20 protein-coding genes are annotated in these 15,075 nt (G+C 63.7%); 14 read left to right on the top strand and 6 right to left on the bottom strand.

Features of this window, described 5'->3' with window-relative positions:
• The first annotated feature begins 30 nt into the window (after positions 1–30).
• The 9 genes from FOB47_RS02510 to FOB47_RS02470 are packed head-to-tail and all read left to right on the top strand — an operon-like array spanning position 31 to position 4,670.
• Complete coding sequence (locus tag FOB47_RS02510) at positions 31–327, top strand: hypothetical protein (protein ID WP_174779846.1); 297 nt, start codon at positions 31–33, stop codon at positions 325–327.
• On the top strand, positions 324–464 hold the full coding sequence (locus tag FOB47_RS02505) for a hypothetical protein (RefSeq protein WP_174779845.1): 141 nt from the start codon (positions 324–326) through the stop codon (positions 462–464). Before FOB47_RS02510 ends, FOB47_RS02505 begins: the two co-directional genes overlap by 4 nt.
• A 1-nt stretch (position 465) precedes the next feature.
• Positions 466–657 carry a hypothetical protein gene (locus FOB47_RS02500; RefSeq protein ID WP_174779844.1) on the top strand — a complete coding sequence of 64 codons (192 nt, stop codon included), beginning with the start codon at positions 466–468 and terminating at the stop codon, positions 655–657.
• A 46-nt stretch (positions 658–703) separates the two neighbouring features.
• Positions 704–1,615, top strand: coding sequence for a RecT family recombinase (locus FOB47_RS02495; RefSeq protein ID WP_217488902.1), 912 nt, complete (start codon positions 704–706; stop codon positions 1,613–1,615).
• Positions 1,608–2,231, top strand: coding sequence for a lambda exonuclease family protein (locus FOB47_RS02490; protein ID WP_053821595.1), 624 nt, complete (start codon positions 1,608–1,610; stop codon positions 2,229–2,231). The genes FOB47_RS02495 and FOB47_RS02490 overlap by 8 nt, the downstream gene beginning before the upstream one ends.
• Positions 2,212–2,763: a hypothetical protein gene (locus FOB47_RS02485; RefSeq protein ID WP_174779843.1), complete on the top strand. Its 552-nt coding sequence runs from the start codon at positions 2,212–2,214 to the stop codon at positions 2,761–2,763. The genes FOB47_RS02490 and FOB47_RS02485 overlap by 20 nt, the downstream gene beginning before the upstream one ends.
• Positions 2,760–3,326: an ASCH domain-containing protein gene (locus tag FOB47_RS02480; RefSeq protein ID WP_151022999.1), complete on the top strand. Its 567-nt coding sequence runs from the start codon at positions 2,760–2,762 to the stop codon at positions 3,324–3,326. The genes FOB47_RS02485 and FOB47_RS02480 overlap by 4 nt, the downstream gene beginning before the upstream one ends.
• Before the next feature lie 60 nt (positions 3,327–3,386).
• Positions 3,387–3,584, top strand: coding sequence for an excisionase (locus FOB47_RS02475; protein ID WP_053824323.1), 198 nt, complete (start codon positions 3,387–3,389; stop codon positions 3,582–3,584).
• A 3-nt stretch (positions 3,585–3,587) separates the two neighbouring features.
• Entirely contained in the window at positions 3,588–4,670 is a 1,083-nt protein-coding gene (locus tag FOB47_RS02470; RefSeq protein ID WP_053824324.1) for a tyrosine-type recombinase/integrase, read from the top strand.
• A 165-nt stretch (positions 4,671–4,835) separates the two neighbouring features.
• Here FOB47_RS02470 and FOB47_RS02465 read toward each other — a convergent pair whose 3' ends face one another.
• Positions 4,836–6,338, bottom strand: coding sequence for an argininosuccinate lyase (locus FOB47_RS02465; RefSeq protein WP_174779842.1), 1,503 nt, complete (start codon positions 6,336–6,338; stop codon positions 4,836–4,838).
• A 152-nt stretch (positions 6,339–6,490) separates the two neighbouring features.
• Between FOB47_RS02465 and FOB47_RS02460 the strand changes: the two genes are divergently transcribed.
• From FOB47_RS02460 to FOB47_RS02440, 5 genes are all read left to right on the top strand, one after another.
• Positions 6,491–7,315, top strand: coding sequence for an AraC family transcriptional regulator (locus tag FOB47_RS02460; protein WP_174779841.1), 825 nt, complete (start codon positions 6,491–6,493; stop codon positions 7,313–7,315).
• 90 nt (positions 7,316–7,405) lie between these two features.
• A complete protein-coding gene (locus FOB47_RS02455) occupies positions 7,406–7,807 on the top strand; it encodes a cupin domain-containing protein (protein ID WP_174779840.1) in 402 nt (133 codons plus the stop codon).
• A 172-nt stretch (positions 7,808–7,979) separates the two neighbouring features.
• Complete coding sequence (locus FOB47_RS02450; protein WP_174780830.1) at positions 7,980–8,444, top strand: Rrf2 family transcriptional regulator; 465 nt, start codon at positions 7,980–7,982, stop codon at positions 8,442–8,444.
• Positions 8,434–9,336, top strand: coding sequence for an NAD(P)/FAD-dependent oxidoreductase (locus FOB47_RS02445; RefSeq protein WP_174779839.1), 903 nt, complete (start codon positions 8,434–8,436; stop codon positions 9,334–9,336). Before FOB47_RS02450 ends, FOB47_RS02445 begins: the two co-directional genes overlap by 11 nt.
• A 156-nt stretch (positions 9,337–9,492) precedes the next feature.
• Positions 9,493–10,116, top strand: coding sequence for a hypothetical protein (locus FOB47_RS02440; protein ID WP_174779838.1), 624 nt, complete (start codon positions 9,493–9,495; stop codon positions 10,114–10,116).
• A gap of 19 nt (positions 10,117–10,135) precedes the next feature.
• On the opposite strand, the gene FOB47_RS02435 is transcribed toward FOB47_RS02440, so the two are convergent.
• From FOB47_RS02435 to FOB47_RS02415, 5 genes are all read right to left on the bottom strand, one after another.
• A complete protein-coding gene (locus FOB47_RS02435) occupies positions 10,136–10,318 on the bottom strand; it encodes a hypothetical protein (protein WP_053824331.1) in 183 nt (60 codons plus the stop codon).
• Between the two features lie 108 nt (positions 10,319–10,426).
• On the bottom strand, positions 10,427–10,894 hold the full coding sequence (locus FOB47_RS02430; RefSeq protein WP_244959258.1) for a GFA family protein: 468 nt from the start codon (positions 10,892–10,894) through the stop codon (positions 10,427–10,429).
• On the bottom strand, positions 10,891–12,585 hold the full coding sequence (locus tag FOB47_RS25995; RefSeq protein WP_217488901.1) for an alpha/beta fold hydrolase: 1,695 nt from the start codon (positions 12,583–12,585) through the stop codon (positions 10,891–10,893). The genes FOB47_RS02430 and FOB47_RS25995 overlap by 4 nt, the downstream gene beginning before the upstream one ends.
• A gap of 121 nt (positions 12,586–12,706) precedes the next feature.
• A complete protein-coding gene (locus tag FOB47_RS02420) occupies positions 12,707–13,213 on the bottom strand; it encodes a GNAT family N-acetyltransferase (RefSeq protein ID WP_174779837.1) in 507 nt (168 codons plus the stop codon).
• Between the two features lie 57 nt (positions 13,214–13,270).
• Positions 13,271–15,067 (bottom strand): hybrid sensor histidine kinase/response regulator, encoded by a 1,797-nt coding sequence (locus FOB47_RS02415; RefSeq protein WP_174779836.1) that lies wholly within the window; start codon positions 15,065–15,067, stop codon positions 13,271–13,273.
• Positions 15,068–15,075: the final 8 nt, after the last annotated feature.

The following is a 15,075-nucleotide window of genomic DNA, read 5'->3' as shown; positions in this document are numbered from 1 at the left end:
CGCTGTGGCCGCTTATGTGGGGATGCTGTGATGGACGACCGCGAACTGCTGGAGCTGGCCGAGATCGGCAAGCGTGCTGTCGCTGAGCACGCCGCCTGGGTGGCACGCAACAAGGCACGGAAGGAACACCGCGACTTCCTCCACAGCTATGAGCGCGAGACGGGCGAATGGTTTGCTGTGGAACAGGCCGAGCAGGAGGACGTGACGCGCCATCACGAGCTACTGAAGCCGGCGCAGGACGCACAGAAGAAGCTGACCTCTGCGCGGGCCGCCACCCGCCGCGCCATCGTCCGTGCTGCTGCTGAGATCGGGAGGGCGAAGCTGTGATCCACGACATCCAAGACTTCAACGAGCGCATGCGCGACGAGCGGATCGCGCGGAACTGCAGATGGCTCAAGTACGGCGTATGGGCATTCATCGTGGCGCTGACGGCCGAGACGATCAGACAAGCAATGGGAGTGTGAGATGACCCCGACCAAAGGATTCGACCTGCGGCACTTCGAGTCGCCGCTGACCGAGGCAGAAAAGCGCCAGGCGCGCGAGGACGGACTGCGCGAGAAGGCAAAGGCCGCGCTGGGCGATCGCTACGTGCTGTCGCTGGCCAATGCCCCGCGCAAGGGCCAGTACAACGCGATGACGGGCGCGCGTCTCGCCTGATTTCCCAACCCTCAACGGCCGGCAGAGTCTCGGCTTGGAGATAGATATGTCTGAACTGACCACCATCGAAAATTCGAACATCACGCCGATCACCGAGATGCCGCCGGCGGCAGAGGGGTTCAGCTCCGCCTCCCTCGTCCTGAGCAACGATGCGATGGACAGCGTGATCCGCATCGCTGATCTGATGGCGAGCGGACGCACCACTATCCCGAAGCACCTGCAGGGAAGCCAGGGCGATTGCTTTGCCGTGAGCCTGCAGGCCATGCAGTGGGGCATGAATCCGTTTGCCGTTGCGCAGAAGACGCACCTTGTGAACGGAACGCTCGGATACGAGGCTCAACTGGTGATCGCGGTCCTGAATTCGTCCCCGGCCCTCGCCACGCGCTTGAACTTTGAATGGTCGGACAACTGGGTCGGGGTCAACGGCAAGACCGACAAGAGCCCGGACCGCTGGTGCCGTGTGTGGGCGACGCTTAAGGGCGAGACAGAGCCGCGCGTGCTCGAGGTGTCCATGGCTCAAGTCGGTGACACCCGGAACTCGCCGAACTGGGCAACCGACCCGCGTCAGCAGTTGGCATACCTCGCAGCCAAGCGCTGGGGACGCCTCCACGCGCCGGACGTCATCCTCGGCGTCTACACGCCGGATGAACTGCAGGATGGCTCGGCTATCGCAAGCATGCCGCCCCCGCGCAAGCCTGCCGAAATCGCCGCGGCTGCCCTGCCCCAGCCTGCGGAGCGTGACGAGATGCTGACAACCATCATCGGCGACCTGGAGTTCATCGCTCAGGAAGGGGGCGCGGACTCCCTCGCCGATGCCTGGTCGGGCAAGACGGTGCTGCCATGCGGCGCTCAACTGACCGCAGCCCAACGCAAAGCCATCGGTCAGGACGAGTTGAAGCGGCTCAAGGAACTGGCCGGCGAAGGTCGGGCCAACGAAGGCGGAGACGGCGATGAGTGAACCTCTCCAACGCACCGAGGACTGGCGCAAGGCCCGCGCGGGAAAGATCACTGCATCGCGCTTCGTCGACGTCATCGCCATCAAGCGCGACGGCGCACCGACTGCGGCGCGCGCGAAGTACATGCGCGAACTGGCCTTCGAGCGCCTGTCCGGCGAGCCAATGCACGAGGTCGGAGGCAAGGCGCTCACCTGGGGCACCGAGGTCGAGCAGTACGCCCGAGAGGCGTTCGAGCTCGAAACCGGCCTGATTGTCGAGCCGGCGCAGTTCGTCACGCATCCCGACTACCCGTTCATCGGCTGCAGCGCAGACGGCCTGATCGGCAAGGACGGCGGCTACGAGTCGAAATGCCCGATGGACGAATCGGTGCATATCCAGACGTGGCTCGAAGGCATGCCGCGCGACCACATGGCCCAGGTGCAAGGCTGCATGTTCGTGACTGGCCGCAAGTGGTGGGAGTTCACCAGCTACGACCCGCGAGCCTGCGAACGACTGCGCCTGTACCACGAGCGCATCGAGCGCGACGAAGGATTTATTGCGAACCTCGAAGCCGCCCTGCTCCAGTTCGAAGCCGAGCTGCAGCAGATGGTGGCCGAGCTTGAACGCAAGTCTGCGTGACCCCTTCGCGGAGCGCTTCGTCCCCCGCGTAGCGCGACCGCCTTTTTATTCCCGTGATGCCATGAGCAGAAGCCAGAAGCCCCGCAAGCCGTACCGCCCCAAGTGGAACTCGGGAGGCGTCAAGCTGCGCTCCGAACCCTGGAGGGTGGCCGCGGTGTTCAACCCGCTCGAATCCATGCTCGACGCTATCGAGCGCGACGGCGAAGTGATGGCCACCCGCGACGGTACGCCGATCTTCCGCGACCTGAACGATGGCCACTACTACGAGACCGCTCCGGCGCTGGAAGGAATCATCGACGCCTTCCATACGCACGCCATGCGCCAGCACAGGCCAATGCCGCTGGATCCGCTTCGGCTGCTGGCTCGGAAGCTGCGCTATGCGATGCCGCTGGAGATGGCCGACATCACGGCAGTGCGCCAGGCGATCAAGGTGCTGCGCGCCGAGTCGCTGGAAATGACGCTGCAGTACGCAAACGACCTGATCCGGACGACGCAGATTCGGATTGAGCTGGATGAGAGGGAGGCAGCATGAAAGAACGCCCCATCCTCTTCTCCGGCGCCATGGTGCGCGCCATTCTCGACGGCAGAAAGACACAGACGCGGCGTGTCGTGAAGGACCGCCACATCGACGCAGCTCCGCCGGTCGCATTTTTCCAGTATCTGCGTGAACACTGCCCCTATGGCCAGCCCGGCGACCGCCTTTGGGTTCGGGAGACGTGGGGTTTCAACCCTGACTTCCCTAGCATGCCCAGCCGGGCTTGCTACCGCGCCGATCGGGGGCACGAGCACGACGGCATCCGTTGGAACCCCAGCATCCACATGCCGCGCGCGGCGTGCCGGCTGGTGCTTGAGGTCACCGGCGTGCGGGTCGAACGCCTGCAGGACATCAGCTACGAAGACGCCATTGCCGAGGGAATGTTCAACCCGGGCACCATCGAGAGCACGTATCCGCTGACAGGCGAGACCGGGGAGCAGCTCGGCCGCAGGCTCAGCCACCCGCAACGGAGCTTCGCCATCCTCTGGGAGGAACTGAACGGCGCCGGCGCGTGGGCAGCGAACCCCTGGGTGTGGGTGGTGGAGTTCCGCAGGGCATGAGCGACACCGCAGCACGCATCATCGAACTGACCCGCAAGCATTGGAATCTGGAGAAGGCACATGAAGAAGCGCCTCGATGAATGGCTGAAGAGCCAGTTTGATCCGCCCCCGGCCATCCGCACCGCGCGGCTCTGGATCAAGGACGGCAAGATCTACCCGCCGCCCGTCAAAGTCGGCCGGGCCTACTATGTGGACCAGAATGCCACATTCCAGGGTGCCATCGCGCGCCCCACCCTCGCACAACGGATTCCTCGATAAGCCATGGCAGCCCGCCCCCGTATTCGCAAGCGCGCCCATTTCCCGCCCAACCTGCATGAACCGCGGCCGGGGTACTTCACCTGGCGCGACCCGCGCGACGGCAAGACGCATGTTATCGGTCGGGTGCCAACTGCACAGGCCATTCACGAGGCGATCGAAGCCAACGTGGTGGCTGAGAAGGGGTTGGCCCGCAAGTCGCTAGCTGAGCGTGTCGGCTCGTCGGTGGAAACCATCGCGGACCTCGTGGCCCGCATGCCTCTGGAAGGCTACAAGAAGTCGTCCCTCTACACGATCAAGTCCGCGCAAAAGATCATCAGCGATGGTCTCGGCCATATCCGCTGCGATGAGCTCACGGCCAAGGATGTGGCAGCACTCCTCGAGGAGATGAAGGCGCGTGGAGTTCAGCGGATGGCGCAGGTGGTCCGCTCGCGGCTCATGCAGGTGTGCCTCAAAGGCGTAGCGCTGGGCTGGATGCAATCGAATCCCGTTGAGGTGACCGAGAAAATCCGCGTGAAGGTGCGACGGCGGCGCCTGACGTTGGAGACTTTCCAAGCGGTCCTCGCCAAGGCACCGGAGGTTCTGGATTATCTGGAGAACGCCATGTTACTGGCGCTCGTGACGGGACAAGACCGATCCACGATTGCCAGATGGGAGCGTTCAGCGATCCAAGGCGACGTGATTATCGCCTCCCGCGCAAAGACTGGCGTTCAGATCGCCATCCCGCTATCGCTGCGCATGGACGCCATCGGCATGAGCGTGGCCGACGTCCTGGCGCGCTGCAAGGGAACCGGCATCGTCAGCCGCTATCTGTTGCACCAGACGAAGACTTGGGGCCCGGCCAAACGTGGTTCGCAGATCCGCATCGGCAGTTTGACCACGGGCTTCCAGAAGGCGCGGGAACTGGCCGGCATCACCGGCGATGACGCGCCGACATTTCACGAAATCCGCAGCCTCTCCAAGCGGCTGTATGACGCGCAAGGCGGCGTGGACACCAAGGCGCTCCTCGGGCATATGAGCGATGCAACTGCGGCGATTTACGCGAACAGCAGAGGCATCGAGCCGATGAAGGTGCGCGTTTCCTGTTGATCTTATTTTGAATGAGTTTTGAACAGGTAGTGAACACCCCACGGCCAGATGCGGCTTTCCGGTCGATGCGCTCTACTATTTCGATAACGACATGAAGGTCAAGGCGCCATTCGACGCGCAGCGGCTGATCGAACGGCTTTCATCAGATCAACATCGCGCCCGAGGCTAGTTCGCGGCCTTCACCAGCTTGCCGAAATCCCGATCCAGCCGGGCCAGCGATGCATCGATCCGGCCACGCTTTTCCTTGATCCAGGCATCCTGCTGCGCCAGCGACTGCTTTGCCGCCTTCAGCATCCTTTCCATCTCGGCAGGCTGCGGACCGCCAACGGTGGCGCGGTGGCGAACGATCGCCACCGGATCCAGCGCGGCGCGGAATTCCGCTTCGCTCATCGGCAATTGCGCGGGCCCCTGGCCCTTGACCGCCTCCGCATAGATGCGCTGCGCCTGCGCATAGGGAAATTCGCTGGGCCGGATATTGTTCGCCTTCGCGTAATCGACCACTTCCGATGCGAAATGATGACCCACGCGGAACGGCAGCTTGTATTTGCGCATCAGCACGTCGGCCAGTTCCTGCGAAGCGGTCCAGTCGCTGTTCAGTTCTTCCAGCGCGCGCTCCGGGCTGATTACCAGCGCGTTCAGGATCTTGTCCCAGCCCTGCAGCACGCGGATCGCGCTCTGGACCATTTCGCTGTTGGGCTTGACCTCCTTGGCGTCGCCCATCCCCGGCGTGATGTTGTGCGCCTGGATGACCGGCCCCATCGCCAGCGTGACCGCCGTCGAGGCATGCCGGCGCGTCGTATTGAGCAGGCCGGGGTTGCGCTTTTGCGGCATCGCGCTGGACACGTAGGTATTGCTGCCGCCCTCCTGCAGCAGCATCCACGGACGCGACTGCGCATACTGCGTCATCACGTCTTCGATGAAATTGCCCGCATGCAGCGCAATGCTGGTGACGATCGCCCCCACTTCCACCGGCTGTTCCGTCGAGGAGATCTGCGCGGCGTCGTAGGCGTTGTCGACGATCGCCGAGAAGCCGAGATAGTCGGCCATTCGCGCACGATTCAGCGGCCAGCTGGTGCCGTTCAATACCGTCGTGCCCATCGGCGATCGGTCGATGCGCGCATAGGCCCCGCGGATTCGCTGCGCGTCGCGCTCCAGCCCGGCAGCATGCCCGAGCAGATAGTGTCCGAGGCTATTGGGCTGCGCCGCCACGCCATTGGTGTAGTTCGGCACGATGGTATTGGCGTGCTTCTCCGCCAGCGACACCAGCGAACGGCTGGTCTTGTTCAACTGGTCTGCCAGGCTCAGCAGGTTGTCCCGCAGAATCGCCGCGCGGTAGGTCGCATGCATGTCCTGGCTCGAGCGCCCCGCATGCAGCAGGGTGACCTCGACGCCTGCCGCCTGGATCAGCAGGGGCTCGAACGTGATCACCGTGGAAGGCCGCTTCCCGCCCGGCCGATTGCCGTCGTCCAACACCTTGACAATGCCCGACGCGATGCGCGGCGCGAGCGACTTGTCCAATAGGCCTTCATCGGTATTGATGACGGTGGTGGCCTTGTTGATTTCGCCGAGCCAATAGAATTCGTCGCGATTGACGGCGGATTGGGCAAAGGCAGGTACAGCATGGGCGGAAATCGCCAGGGCAAGAATGCCAATACGGGTTTTCAACACGGCGGATTCGCTTGTCTCGTTATTGGGTTGTCATTCGGCGACGCGGATAGTGACGCGCCCCGGGGATTACAGCCGATTGCTGGTACGGGCGCAAGGCTATACATTCTGCAGACAATATCGCGCATCATTGCCGCTTGAATCCATCTCCCGTCATGACAACACGCCGCGCCGAACGCCCCGATTGGGTGCATCGCGCCGAGCCGGCGCAAGGCATCGAACGCATCGAGGCCTTCCTCACCGGCAATGCCTATTCGATGCACCGGCACGATACTTACGCAATCGGGCGCACGCTGGCTGGCGTGCAATGCTTCCAGTATCGGCGCAGCCTGCGCGCAAGCCTGCCGGGCAAGACCATCGTGCTGCATCCGGACGAGCCGCACGACGGACAGGCCGGTACCGACGAGGGCTTTCGCTATCGGATGCTCTATATCGAGCCCGCGGTCTTCCAGGCGGTGCTCGGCGGCAAGCCGCTGCCGTTCATCGAAGGCGGCATCAGCGACGATCCGCGCTTGTTCGCGGCCACCGCGGCGCTGCTGCAGCAACCGGATACGCGGCTCGACCCGCTGGAACAGGACGACGGCATGGTCGAGCTGGCGCTGGCGCTCGACGCTGCCTCCGGCGCCAGGCCGCTGCGTCCCTCCTGCGACTTCCGTGCGGCCCAGCTCGCGCGCGACTATCTGCATGCCTCGTCGCATCGCATCGTCACGCTCGATGAGCTGGCTGCGGCCTGCGGGCGCGACCGCTGGAGCCTGTCGCGCGATTTCCGCACGTTCTACGGCACCAGTCCCTACCATTACCTGACGATGCGGCGCCTGGAGAGCGCACGCCGCCTGATGCAGAACGGCGTCGCGCTGGCTGAATGCGCGGCCGCCGCCGGTTTTGCCGATCAAAGCCATATGACACGGCACTTCACCAGGGCGTACGGCATTTCCCCGGCCAGGTGGCTCGGCATGGTCCACGCTGCCAACGGGCGCTGATTCTGCGCGCCAATCCGGCTCGCACAATCGTTCAAGACGCCGCCGCAGCGTCCGCCTACGCTGTGCTCTCCGCATCCATGGAGAGCACTCATGCAAGCCAACAATCACGCGGCCCCGGCCACCCGCGGCCAGGGCACCGCCATCGATTTGATTGACAAGATCAGGCAAATCGACGGCCACTGGCAGCCGCGCGTCGTCGCCGAGATGAATGACTACCAGTTCAAGGTCGTCAAGCTCGAAGGCGATTTCATCTGGCATACGCACGCCGATACCGACGAGACGTTCATCGTGCTGGAGGGCGAATTGCGGATCGATCTTCGCGATGGCGCGATCGTGCTGCGCGCCGGCCAGATGGCGGTCGTGCCCAAGGGCGTCGAACACAAGCCCTTTGCGGCCAAAGAAGTGAAATTGCTGCTGATCGAGCCGCGCGGCGTGCGCAATACCAGTGAAGAAGGCGGCGAACGAACGGTGCAGAACGATATCTGGGTCTGAGGCGCTGCGCGAGGGCCGCGATCATCGCGAACGCCGCGACCGCCGCCATGGCAGCCCTTGAGGGCCTTCGCGGCGTTCGCGGCTTCGCGGCTTCGCGGCCCGTCGCGGCCTTCGCCGGCCTTCACGGACCTTTACCTTGACATTCGGCGTTTCATGTAACACCATAAGTTTCATGAAACGCGATAGCAGACTGTCAGGCGTACTCCACGTCCTGTTGCACATGGCCGAGCACGATGGCCCGGTCACCTCCGAAGTCCTCGCGAAGGCGATGGACACCAATCCCGTGGTCATCCGCCGCGTCATGGCCGGCCTGCGCGAGCATGGCTATGTGCGCTCGGAAAAAGGCCACGGCGGCGGCTGGACGCTCGCCTGCGATCTGTCCAGGATCACGCTGCGGGACGTCTACACCGCGCTTGGCTGCCCCTCGCTTCTCGCCATCGGCAACCGGACGGAATCGCCCGGCTGCCTGGTCGAGCAGGCTGTCAATGCCGCGCTCGACCAGGCCTTCCACGATGCGGAAGCGCTATTGCTGGCGCGGCTGGGCGAGGTCACGCTGGCCATGCTGAGCGCCGATTTCCACAACCGGATGGTCGCCCGTGGCGGCCGCCACGATCTGGAGCACGTCCATGCGGTATGACGCCATCGTTATCGGCGGAAGTTTCGCCGGCCTGTCCGCAGCGACGTATATCGCGCGAGCAAGGCGGTCCGTCTGCATCATCGACGCGGGCGCCCCGCGCAATCGCTTTGCCACGCATTCGCACGGCTTTCTCGCGCACGACGGCAGCAATCCCGGCACCCTGCTCGCGACCGCGCGGCAGCAGGTCGCCGCCTATCCCACCACGACGTTTATCGAGGGCAAGGCCATCAGCGCGTCCGGAGAATCGGGCGCCTTCTCGGTGAGTCTTGAAAATGGAGAGATAGTGGAAGGCGCCCGGCTGGTGCTCGCGTACGGCATCTCCGACGAATTGCCCGACCTGCCGGGACTGAAAGAGCGCTGGGGCAAGTCGGTGATTCATTGCCCTTACTGCCATGGCTTCGAATTCAGCGATCGACGGCTGGGCGTACTGAGCATGTCGCCGATGTCGGTCCATCAGGCCATGCTGATCGCCGAATGGGGACCGACTACGCTTTATCTGAATGGCGAGCCGCAACCGGACGACGGCGTGCTGGCCGAGCTGCAGAAGCGGGGCGTCGCCATCGAGCCGGCGAAGGTCAAGGCATTGCATGGCGAAGGGACACAGCTATCCGCCATTGAGTTTGCCGACGGCGGTACGGCGCCGATCGATGCGCTGTTTGTCGGTCCGCGCAATTTTCCGAACAGCGACATCGCTCATCAGCTTGGATGCGTTATCGAGCAAACGCCATTTGGGTCGATCATTCGGACCGATGAATTGAAGACGACTACCGTGGATGGCGTCTATGCCGCGGGCGATATCACGCGGGGCGCGCATAGCGTGACGTGGGCGTGTTCCGATGGCGTGATGGCGGGGGTGGCCGTACATCGATCGCTGACCTTTGGAGCGGAATGAGCGGCACCATATTACGATGGCCGTCTGCACACCGGGGGGGTGCGCTAACGGTGCGCCCCGCGGACGTGCAACCCCTCCAAAGCATGGACGAATACAGCTAAAGCGGTCGGACAAGCTGCCGATACTATCGATTCCACAATATCTCGCGAGGGATCGATGTTTCGAATTGCCATACCCGTGCTCTTTGCTGCTTTGCTCGCCGGCTGCAACACCACACTCCAGATCAAGAAGCCCGACGCCACCACCGGCATGTACGCAACCACCACTACACTAAAGGCTGAAGAGGTGCGAGTGGAGGAAAAGTTTGACCCCGCCTACAAGAGGATGTTGTATCTCAAGATCAACGCCGATACACCCAACCCGCGCTTTGTCGAGTTCTTCGAATCCGCATTCAAGGACATGCAGACCTTCGACAAGGTCGTGACCAAGAGCGACCTCGAAAAGATCATCATAGACCGTGATCTGGGGAGCAAGGTGCCGAGCGTGTCCGATCTGGTCGGCCTCAACAGTCTTAGCAAGGAAATTGGGCCCTTCCTGATCGTCGAGCCAAATGCCATTTACAAGCCCGGCTACCGCGTCGACGGCACGCTCAAGGCCATTGACGCCCGAACCGGGAAAACGGTGCTACAGATCGAAAATTCGGCCTTCAATATGGCTGGCCTCGACGATCCACTGCTCCACCCAATGCTGAACGGCTTCATTAACTGGACGCGCAACCAACCGGTGGCGGGCAAGGCGCCTGGAAGCCAGCAGAGCGGCAATCCAGTGGCAACGCGTTGAGGCATCGGGGCGGTACGCCTCAATCCTGCTCTTTCTTTGGTGGCACCGCCTTTCCCAGCAATTTGCCAAGCAGGCCGGTCTTGGCCGCCGCCGCGCCGCGATGGTCGGTCTTCGGCGCCGGGCCGCCGCGCTTGGCGCCTGCCTGCTTCATGCTGTTGGCGATCTTCAGGCCTTTGTTTTTTTCGAGGTCGGTTTTCTTCACGGGGTCATCTCAGGAGTCGAGCCCGGCATTGTACGCAGGTGGACAGCGGTGGTCCGTGCTGGCGCCTCGCAGGTGGCCGGACTTCTCGATGGATTGATACAGCCGCCGCTAAAAAACTCCGTGCGGCGCCTTGTCGAACGACCGGGTCAGTTCCGTATCCATCAGCCAATCGGCCTGTTCGGACACCCAGATATGGGCCGCCGGCCGCTGGCCCGGATCTTCATCCAGTGTCGCCACGCGGATGATCACCTGATCCTGATGCACCCACTCGGCCATCAGCTGGCTGCCACATTGCTTGCAGAAGTGGCGCAGCTTCCCCGGTGAGGATTCGTACGAACCCAGCGAGGATGTTCCCTTCAGCCACTGGAAATCGGGCCGATCCACCCGCGCCGTCGTCGCGTAGGAAGCGGCATGGGCCTTGCGGCATTTGCGGCAATGGCAATGGACGATCTGGCCGGCCAAGGCGCGGGCCTCGTACTCGATCTCGCCGCAGAGGCAGCTTCCTTTCATGTCTCGCTCCTGTCCGCGCCCGCTTGGGCATTCCATCATGCAATAGGCGATCAGCCCACCGGTCACTGTACTCCAGCCGCTGCTCGATCGGCCTCGTCCAACCACTCCATTACCTCCGTCCACATGTCGGCGATATTCGCGGCGCCCGCGATCACATGGCCTTCGCCCCAGTAGCGAACAAATCGGACCGGTTTGCCCAGGCGACGCAGCGCGGAGTACATCTCCTCGCCCTGGCCGATGCTGACGTAGTCCTGGTCGCCCTGGACAATTATCAACGGCGCGTTGATCCGGTGTGCGGCAAATACAGGGCTGAGCGCGATATAGCGGTCTGGCATTTCGCACGGCGGGCCAGGCATCGAGAACACCCGCTCGCACATCGCTGTCATCGAAGTCGCACTGCCATCGTCGTCATATCGGAAGCGGGCGTCAAACGTACCGTGAAAGCTAACCAGATTTGATATGCCGGCCATCGCAATGCCGCTGCGGAACAGATCGGTTTCCGCCAACAGCGCCATCGCGGCCCATCCGCCCATGCTATGGCCCATCACGTGCAATCGCCCAGGATCGATCAAACCGGTGCTCACGGCGGCATGCACGGCTTCCTGGACCTTGAGCGCCATGCACTGCGCAAGATTGCGGGAACCGAGGTCCGAAGGAATGGAAAGATCCGGCTCGATCACGATATAACCGTGCGCGGCCAGCAGATGGAGGCAGAATTGCCCGGATTCGTGCGGCTTCAGCAGATGTCGGCATTTGGGGCCAACTCTTGCGCCGGGATAAACCCAGACGACGGCGGGATACGTGGTGTCGTGGCGCGATCCCGGCGGCAACAGCAGGCGGACTGTCTTCGCGCTTCCTTCGTCGTCGGTGAACTGCACATCGCGGACCACACCGGCCTCGATCTCAGCCAAATGCCGATTGGTGCGGAACAGCTCGACGGTACGTTCGCCGGCGCGATCGACGAGCACCAATCCGCTGCCGGCGGCGTCCTCGACCAGGAACAACCACCGGTCCGAGGCGCGATGGCAAGCGACAGGCTCGCCCTGCGGCAATTCCGGCGGTTCTTCGGCCTGCAGGTTGCCTGCTTCGTGGAATGTGGGGTCGTCGAACCGCTGTTGGAAGGACGACAAGGCCTGCTGCTGGTCTGGTCCGAGCCCGGCTACCGCCTCCCCGCTTCGGACATCGAATACCAGGTAGTGGCACGGTTCCTCGCCTCCACCACTAGCGACCGGCTCTCCAGTCCCGCTGTCCAACACGCTGACAGTCGATGACCCCAGGCGATCGAGCTGCGCCCAAGTCTGGGGCGCCTTGCGGCAAGCGCGTCGATCGAGGTCGAACAGGCGCGGCAATTCTCCGCCCGGAACCATGGCGCATACCACTTGCGTGTCGTCGATCCAGTCGAAGGGGCGCTTGCCGCGTAGCGTCAGATTGCCGGTCAGCGTGAGGCGCCGGCCATCTCTCACGTTCAGTATCGACAGCCGGACCGATTCCGAGGTTGCCACACCAAAAGCCAGCATCGATCCGTCTGGAGACCAGCAAGGAGCAAAGCGGTCTCCTTCGGCCGTCACCTCTTCTATTTGCCCTGAGGCAAGGTCGATCCACCACAATTCGCTTCTCGCTACACCGGCGAGAAAGACGTCGGTGTGTCGTGTTGCCGATTGAAGCGATCGCTGGACACAAAAGGCGAGACGCTGGCCGTCTGGCGAGAACGCGAAACAGTCGCCATGCATGCCGGTAAACGTGTCCAACTTCAGCACATCGTCTATCCCTAGCGGCCTCTTTGGCAAATCGCAGTGCTGTTCCGGCATATTCGGCGGGAATTGGCTTTTCACAAGGCAGCGGCCAATTGGCCGCGACGGTCGACAGCGTTCGAAGCACCTACCCGGTGACCCAGAACGCCTCGTCATACTGCACCGTCCCCACCGGCCACTCGCCCTCGAGGCGCACCGCCTGAAAATACTCGGGCGGCACATCGGACAACACCAGGTCCGCCCGGCAAACGAAGCCGAAGCGTCCGTAATAGCGGGGCTCGCCCAACACCACGCAGCCTCGCGCACTACGCCGACGCAGCGTATCCAGTGCTTCGTTCATCAGCAGGGAGCCGACGCCCTTTCCCTGCCATGCGGGCAGCACGGCTATCGGTCCAAGGCCATACCAGCCCTCGCTGCCATCGGATATTGCGACGGGGGACACCGCGACATGGCCGACGATCTGGTCGGCGTCGGTGGCGACCAGCGAAATCGACAGCCGCCCCCGCGCGCGCAACGCATTGACGATCAGCGGCTCGGTGCCGCTGGCGTGGGTCGCACTGCGAAATGCTTCACCAACGACTGCCTCGATCGTCGGGATGTCGGCTGGTACTTCGTCACGGATCTGAATCGGCATGTTGACCGCCTGCAAGGAATTGGACGGCGATACAGGCACCGCATCGCCCCCCTCGAATCACGACGAACGATGCAGCGCCTCTTCGCGCCGCAGCCACTGATACAGCAATGCGTGCAACTGCGCCGGCTCCAACGGCTTGCGCAGCACCACATAGCCTTCGCGTTCGGCCTGCAGCAACGCCGGCGAATCGAATTCGCCGCTGACCATCGCGCCGCTGGCGTCGGGACAGCGCTCCAGCAGATCTTTCAGCACCTCGAAGCCGCTCTCGCCCGAACGCAGCCGCTGGTCGCACAGGATTGCCTGCGGGCGCAGGCCACCGTCGAGCAGTGCGAACGCTTCCGTGGCCGATGCCGCAAAGCGGACATCGACGTGCCATGCCTGCATCAGGCTCATCCACGCCCGGACGACAACCGGATCGTCCTCGACGATCAGGCAGCAGCCGCTCAGTGGGGGCAGCGTGCTCGACGGCCGCGCCTGCGATTCCGCCGCCATCGCGTGCACATGGGCCTGCGCGGGGTCGGCGGCGGGAAAACGCAGCCAGAACCGCGAGCCGCGGCGTTCCACGGAGCTCAGCCCATATGCGGCACCCATCAGGGTCGCGCAGCGAGCCACCACCGCCAATCCCAGCCCATGGCCGGCGCTGTCGATACGCCACGCATATTCGTTGCGGTAGTACGGCGAATAGATGCGGCTCTTGTCCTCGTTCGCCACGCCAATGCCGGTGTCCCAGACTTCCAGCAGCCAGTCCGCCTCGCGACGCCGGGCGGACAACAGCACGCCGCCGCGCTGCGTGTACCGCAGCGCGTTGTGGACGAGGTTCACCAGCGACTGGCGCAGCAGCGAGGCGTCCGCCAGCACCGCGGCAGCCTGCTTTGGCACGCGCACGCGCAGATCGAGATCGCGGCTATGCGCCTCCTCGCGGAACAGCGCCGCAACCTCCTCCATGATCGGTGCGAGCGCCACCGGCGCATTGCGCGGCATCGCCATGCCCTGTTCGATCTTCGACAGGTCGAGCAGCGAGTTGAACATCAGATGAACCGATCGCACGCTGCGCCGCAGATCGTCCAGCGGCGGAATCAGCGCCGGATCCCGATTGCGCTGCGCGATCGCTTCGATCAGGAAACCCATCGCATGAACCGGCTGGCGCAGGTCGTGGCTCGCGGTGGTCAGGAACAGGTTCTTCGCCCGCAGCGCATCCTCGGCCTCCTCCTTGGCGAGCCGGTAGCTTTCCGCCAGCCGAATGCCATCATCTTCAAGCTGCACCTGCTGGCGGAAGAACTGATTGGCGATCAGTGCGTGCCGATAGATCGCGACCGCATACAGCAATGTCAGCGGCAGCACCACCTGCCAGTGATCGGGGAAGCTCCACGGCACGTTGACCGTGACCACGCCCCAGCACGCGAAAAAAAAGCGCTGGAAGGCGCCCAGGATCGGCGTCTGGTGCGTGGCGTTGGCGGCCAGGATGGCGGCAAGGCTGATGTGCAGCAGCAGCGCGAAGTCGAACGTCACCTGGCCGGCAGTCAACACCGTCGCCATCGACAGGCAGAGGCCATGGACCAGCGCGATCCGCTTGACTACCGGCAGCCAGCGCTCGGCCATCACCGCATCGTCGGACTGCGCCCGCTCGCGCTGATAGTGCCGCCGCTCCAGCTGCATCCACCCGGCGGCCAGGCAATAGGCGAGCGTCCAGACCAGCAGCGAACGCGCGTCCTTGCCGGCCGCATGAAGCCATGCGACGAACGGCAGGCCGACGAAGGGAATCGCGTTGACGCTGAAGACCAGCCGCCGGAACGTCATGTCGAGCAGGCGCGCGCGCGCGCGCGGGCTGACGCTCGATTCGGCGGAGGAACGCATGCCCGGCG

This window comes from Cupriavidus gilardii, from assembly GCF_013347325.1.
GTDB classification, from domain to species: Bacteria; Pseudomonadota; Gammaproteobacteria; order Burkholderiales; family Burkholderiaceae; genus Cupriavidus; species Cupriavidus gilardii.
The sequence above is the reverse complement of the archived record's forward strand: the minus strand, read 5'-3'. Positions and strand labels throughout refer to the sequence as shown.

What these genes read in the sequence shown, in the direction of transcription:
- FOB47_RS02510 (WP_174779846.1), top strand. Translation starts at nt 31, where the DNA reads ATGGACGACCGCGAACTGCTGGAGCTGGCCGAGATCGGCAAGCGTGCT.
- FOB47_RS02500 (WP_174779844.1), top strand. Translation starts at nt 466, where the DNA reads ATGACCCCGACCAAAGGATTCGACCTGCGGCACTTCGAGTCGCCGCTG.
- FOB47_RS02495 (WP_217488902.1), top strand. Translation starts at nt 704, where the DNA reads ATGTCTGAACTGACCACCATCGAAAATTCGAACATCACGCCGATCACC.
- FOB47_RS02490 (WP_053821595.1), top strand. Translation starts at nt 1,608, where the DNA reads ATGAGTGAACCTCTCCAACGCACCGAGGACTGGCGCAAGGCCCGCGCG.
- FOB47_RS02480 (WP_151022999.1), top strand. Translation starts at nt 2,760, where the DNA reads ATGAAAGAACGCCCCATCCTCTTCTCCGGCGCCATGGTGCGCGCCATT.
- FOB47_RS02475 (WP_053824323.1), top strand. Translation starts at nt 3,387, where the DNA reads ATGAAGAAGCGCCTCGATGAATGGCTGAAGAGCCAGTTTGATCCGCCC.
- FOB47_RS02470 (WP_053824324.1), top strand. Translation starts at nt 3,588, where the DNA reads ATGGCAGCCCGCCCCCGTATTCGCAAGCGCGCCCATTTCCCGCCCAAC.
- FOB47_RS02460 (WP_174779841.1), top strand. Translation starts at nt 6,491, where the DNA reads ATGACAACACGCCGCGCCGAACGCCCCGATTGGGTGCATCGCGCCGAG.
- FOB47_RS02455 (WP_174779840.1), top strand. Translation starts at nt 7,406, where the DNA reads ATGCAAGCCAACAATCACGCGGCCCCGGCCACCCGCGGCCAGGGCACC.
- FOB47_RS02450 (WP_174780830.1), top strand. Translation starts at nt 7,980, where the DNA reads ATGAAACGCGATAGCAGACTGTCAGGCGTACTCCACGTCCTGTTGCAC.
- FOB47_RS02445 (WP_174779839.1), top strand. Translation starts at nt 8,434, where the DNA reads ATGCGGTATGACGCCATCGTTATCGGCGGAAGTTTCGCCGGCCTGTCC.
- FOB47_RS02440 (WP_174779838.1), top strand. Translation starts at nt 9,493, where the DNA reads ATGTTTCGAATTGCCATACCCGTGCTCTTTGCTGCTTTGCTCGCCGGC.
- FOB47_RS02420 (WP_174779837.1), bottom strand. Translation starts at nt 13,213, where the DNA reads ATGCCGATTCAGATCCGTGACGAAGTACCAGCCGACATCCCGACGATC.
- FOB47_RS02415 (WP_174779836.1), bottom strand. Translation starts at nt 15,067, where the DNA reads ATGCGTTCCTCCGCCGAATCGAGCGTCAGCCCGCGCGCGCGCGCGCGC.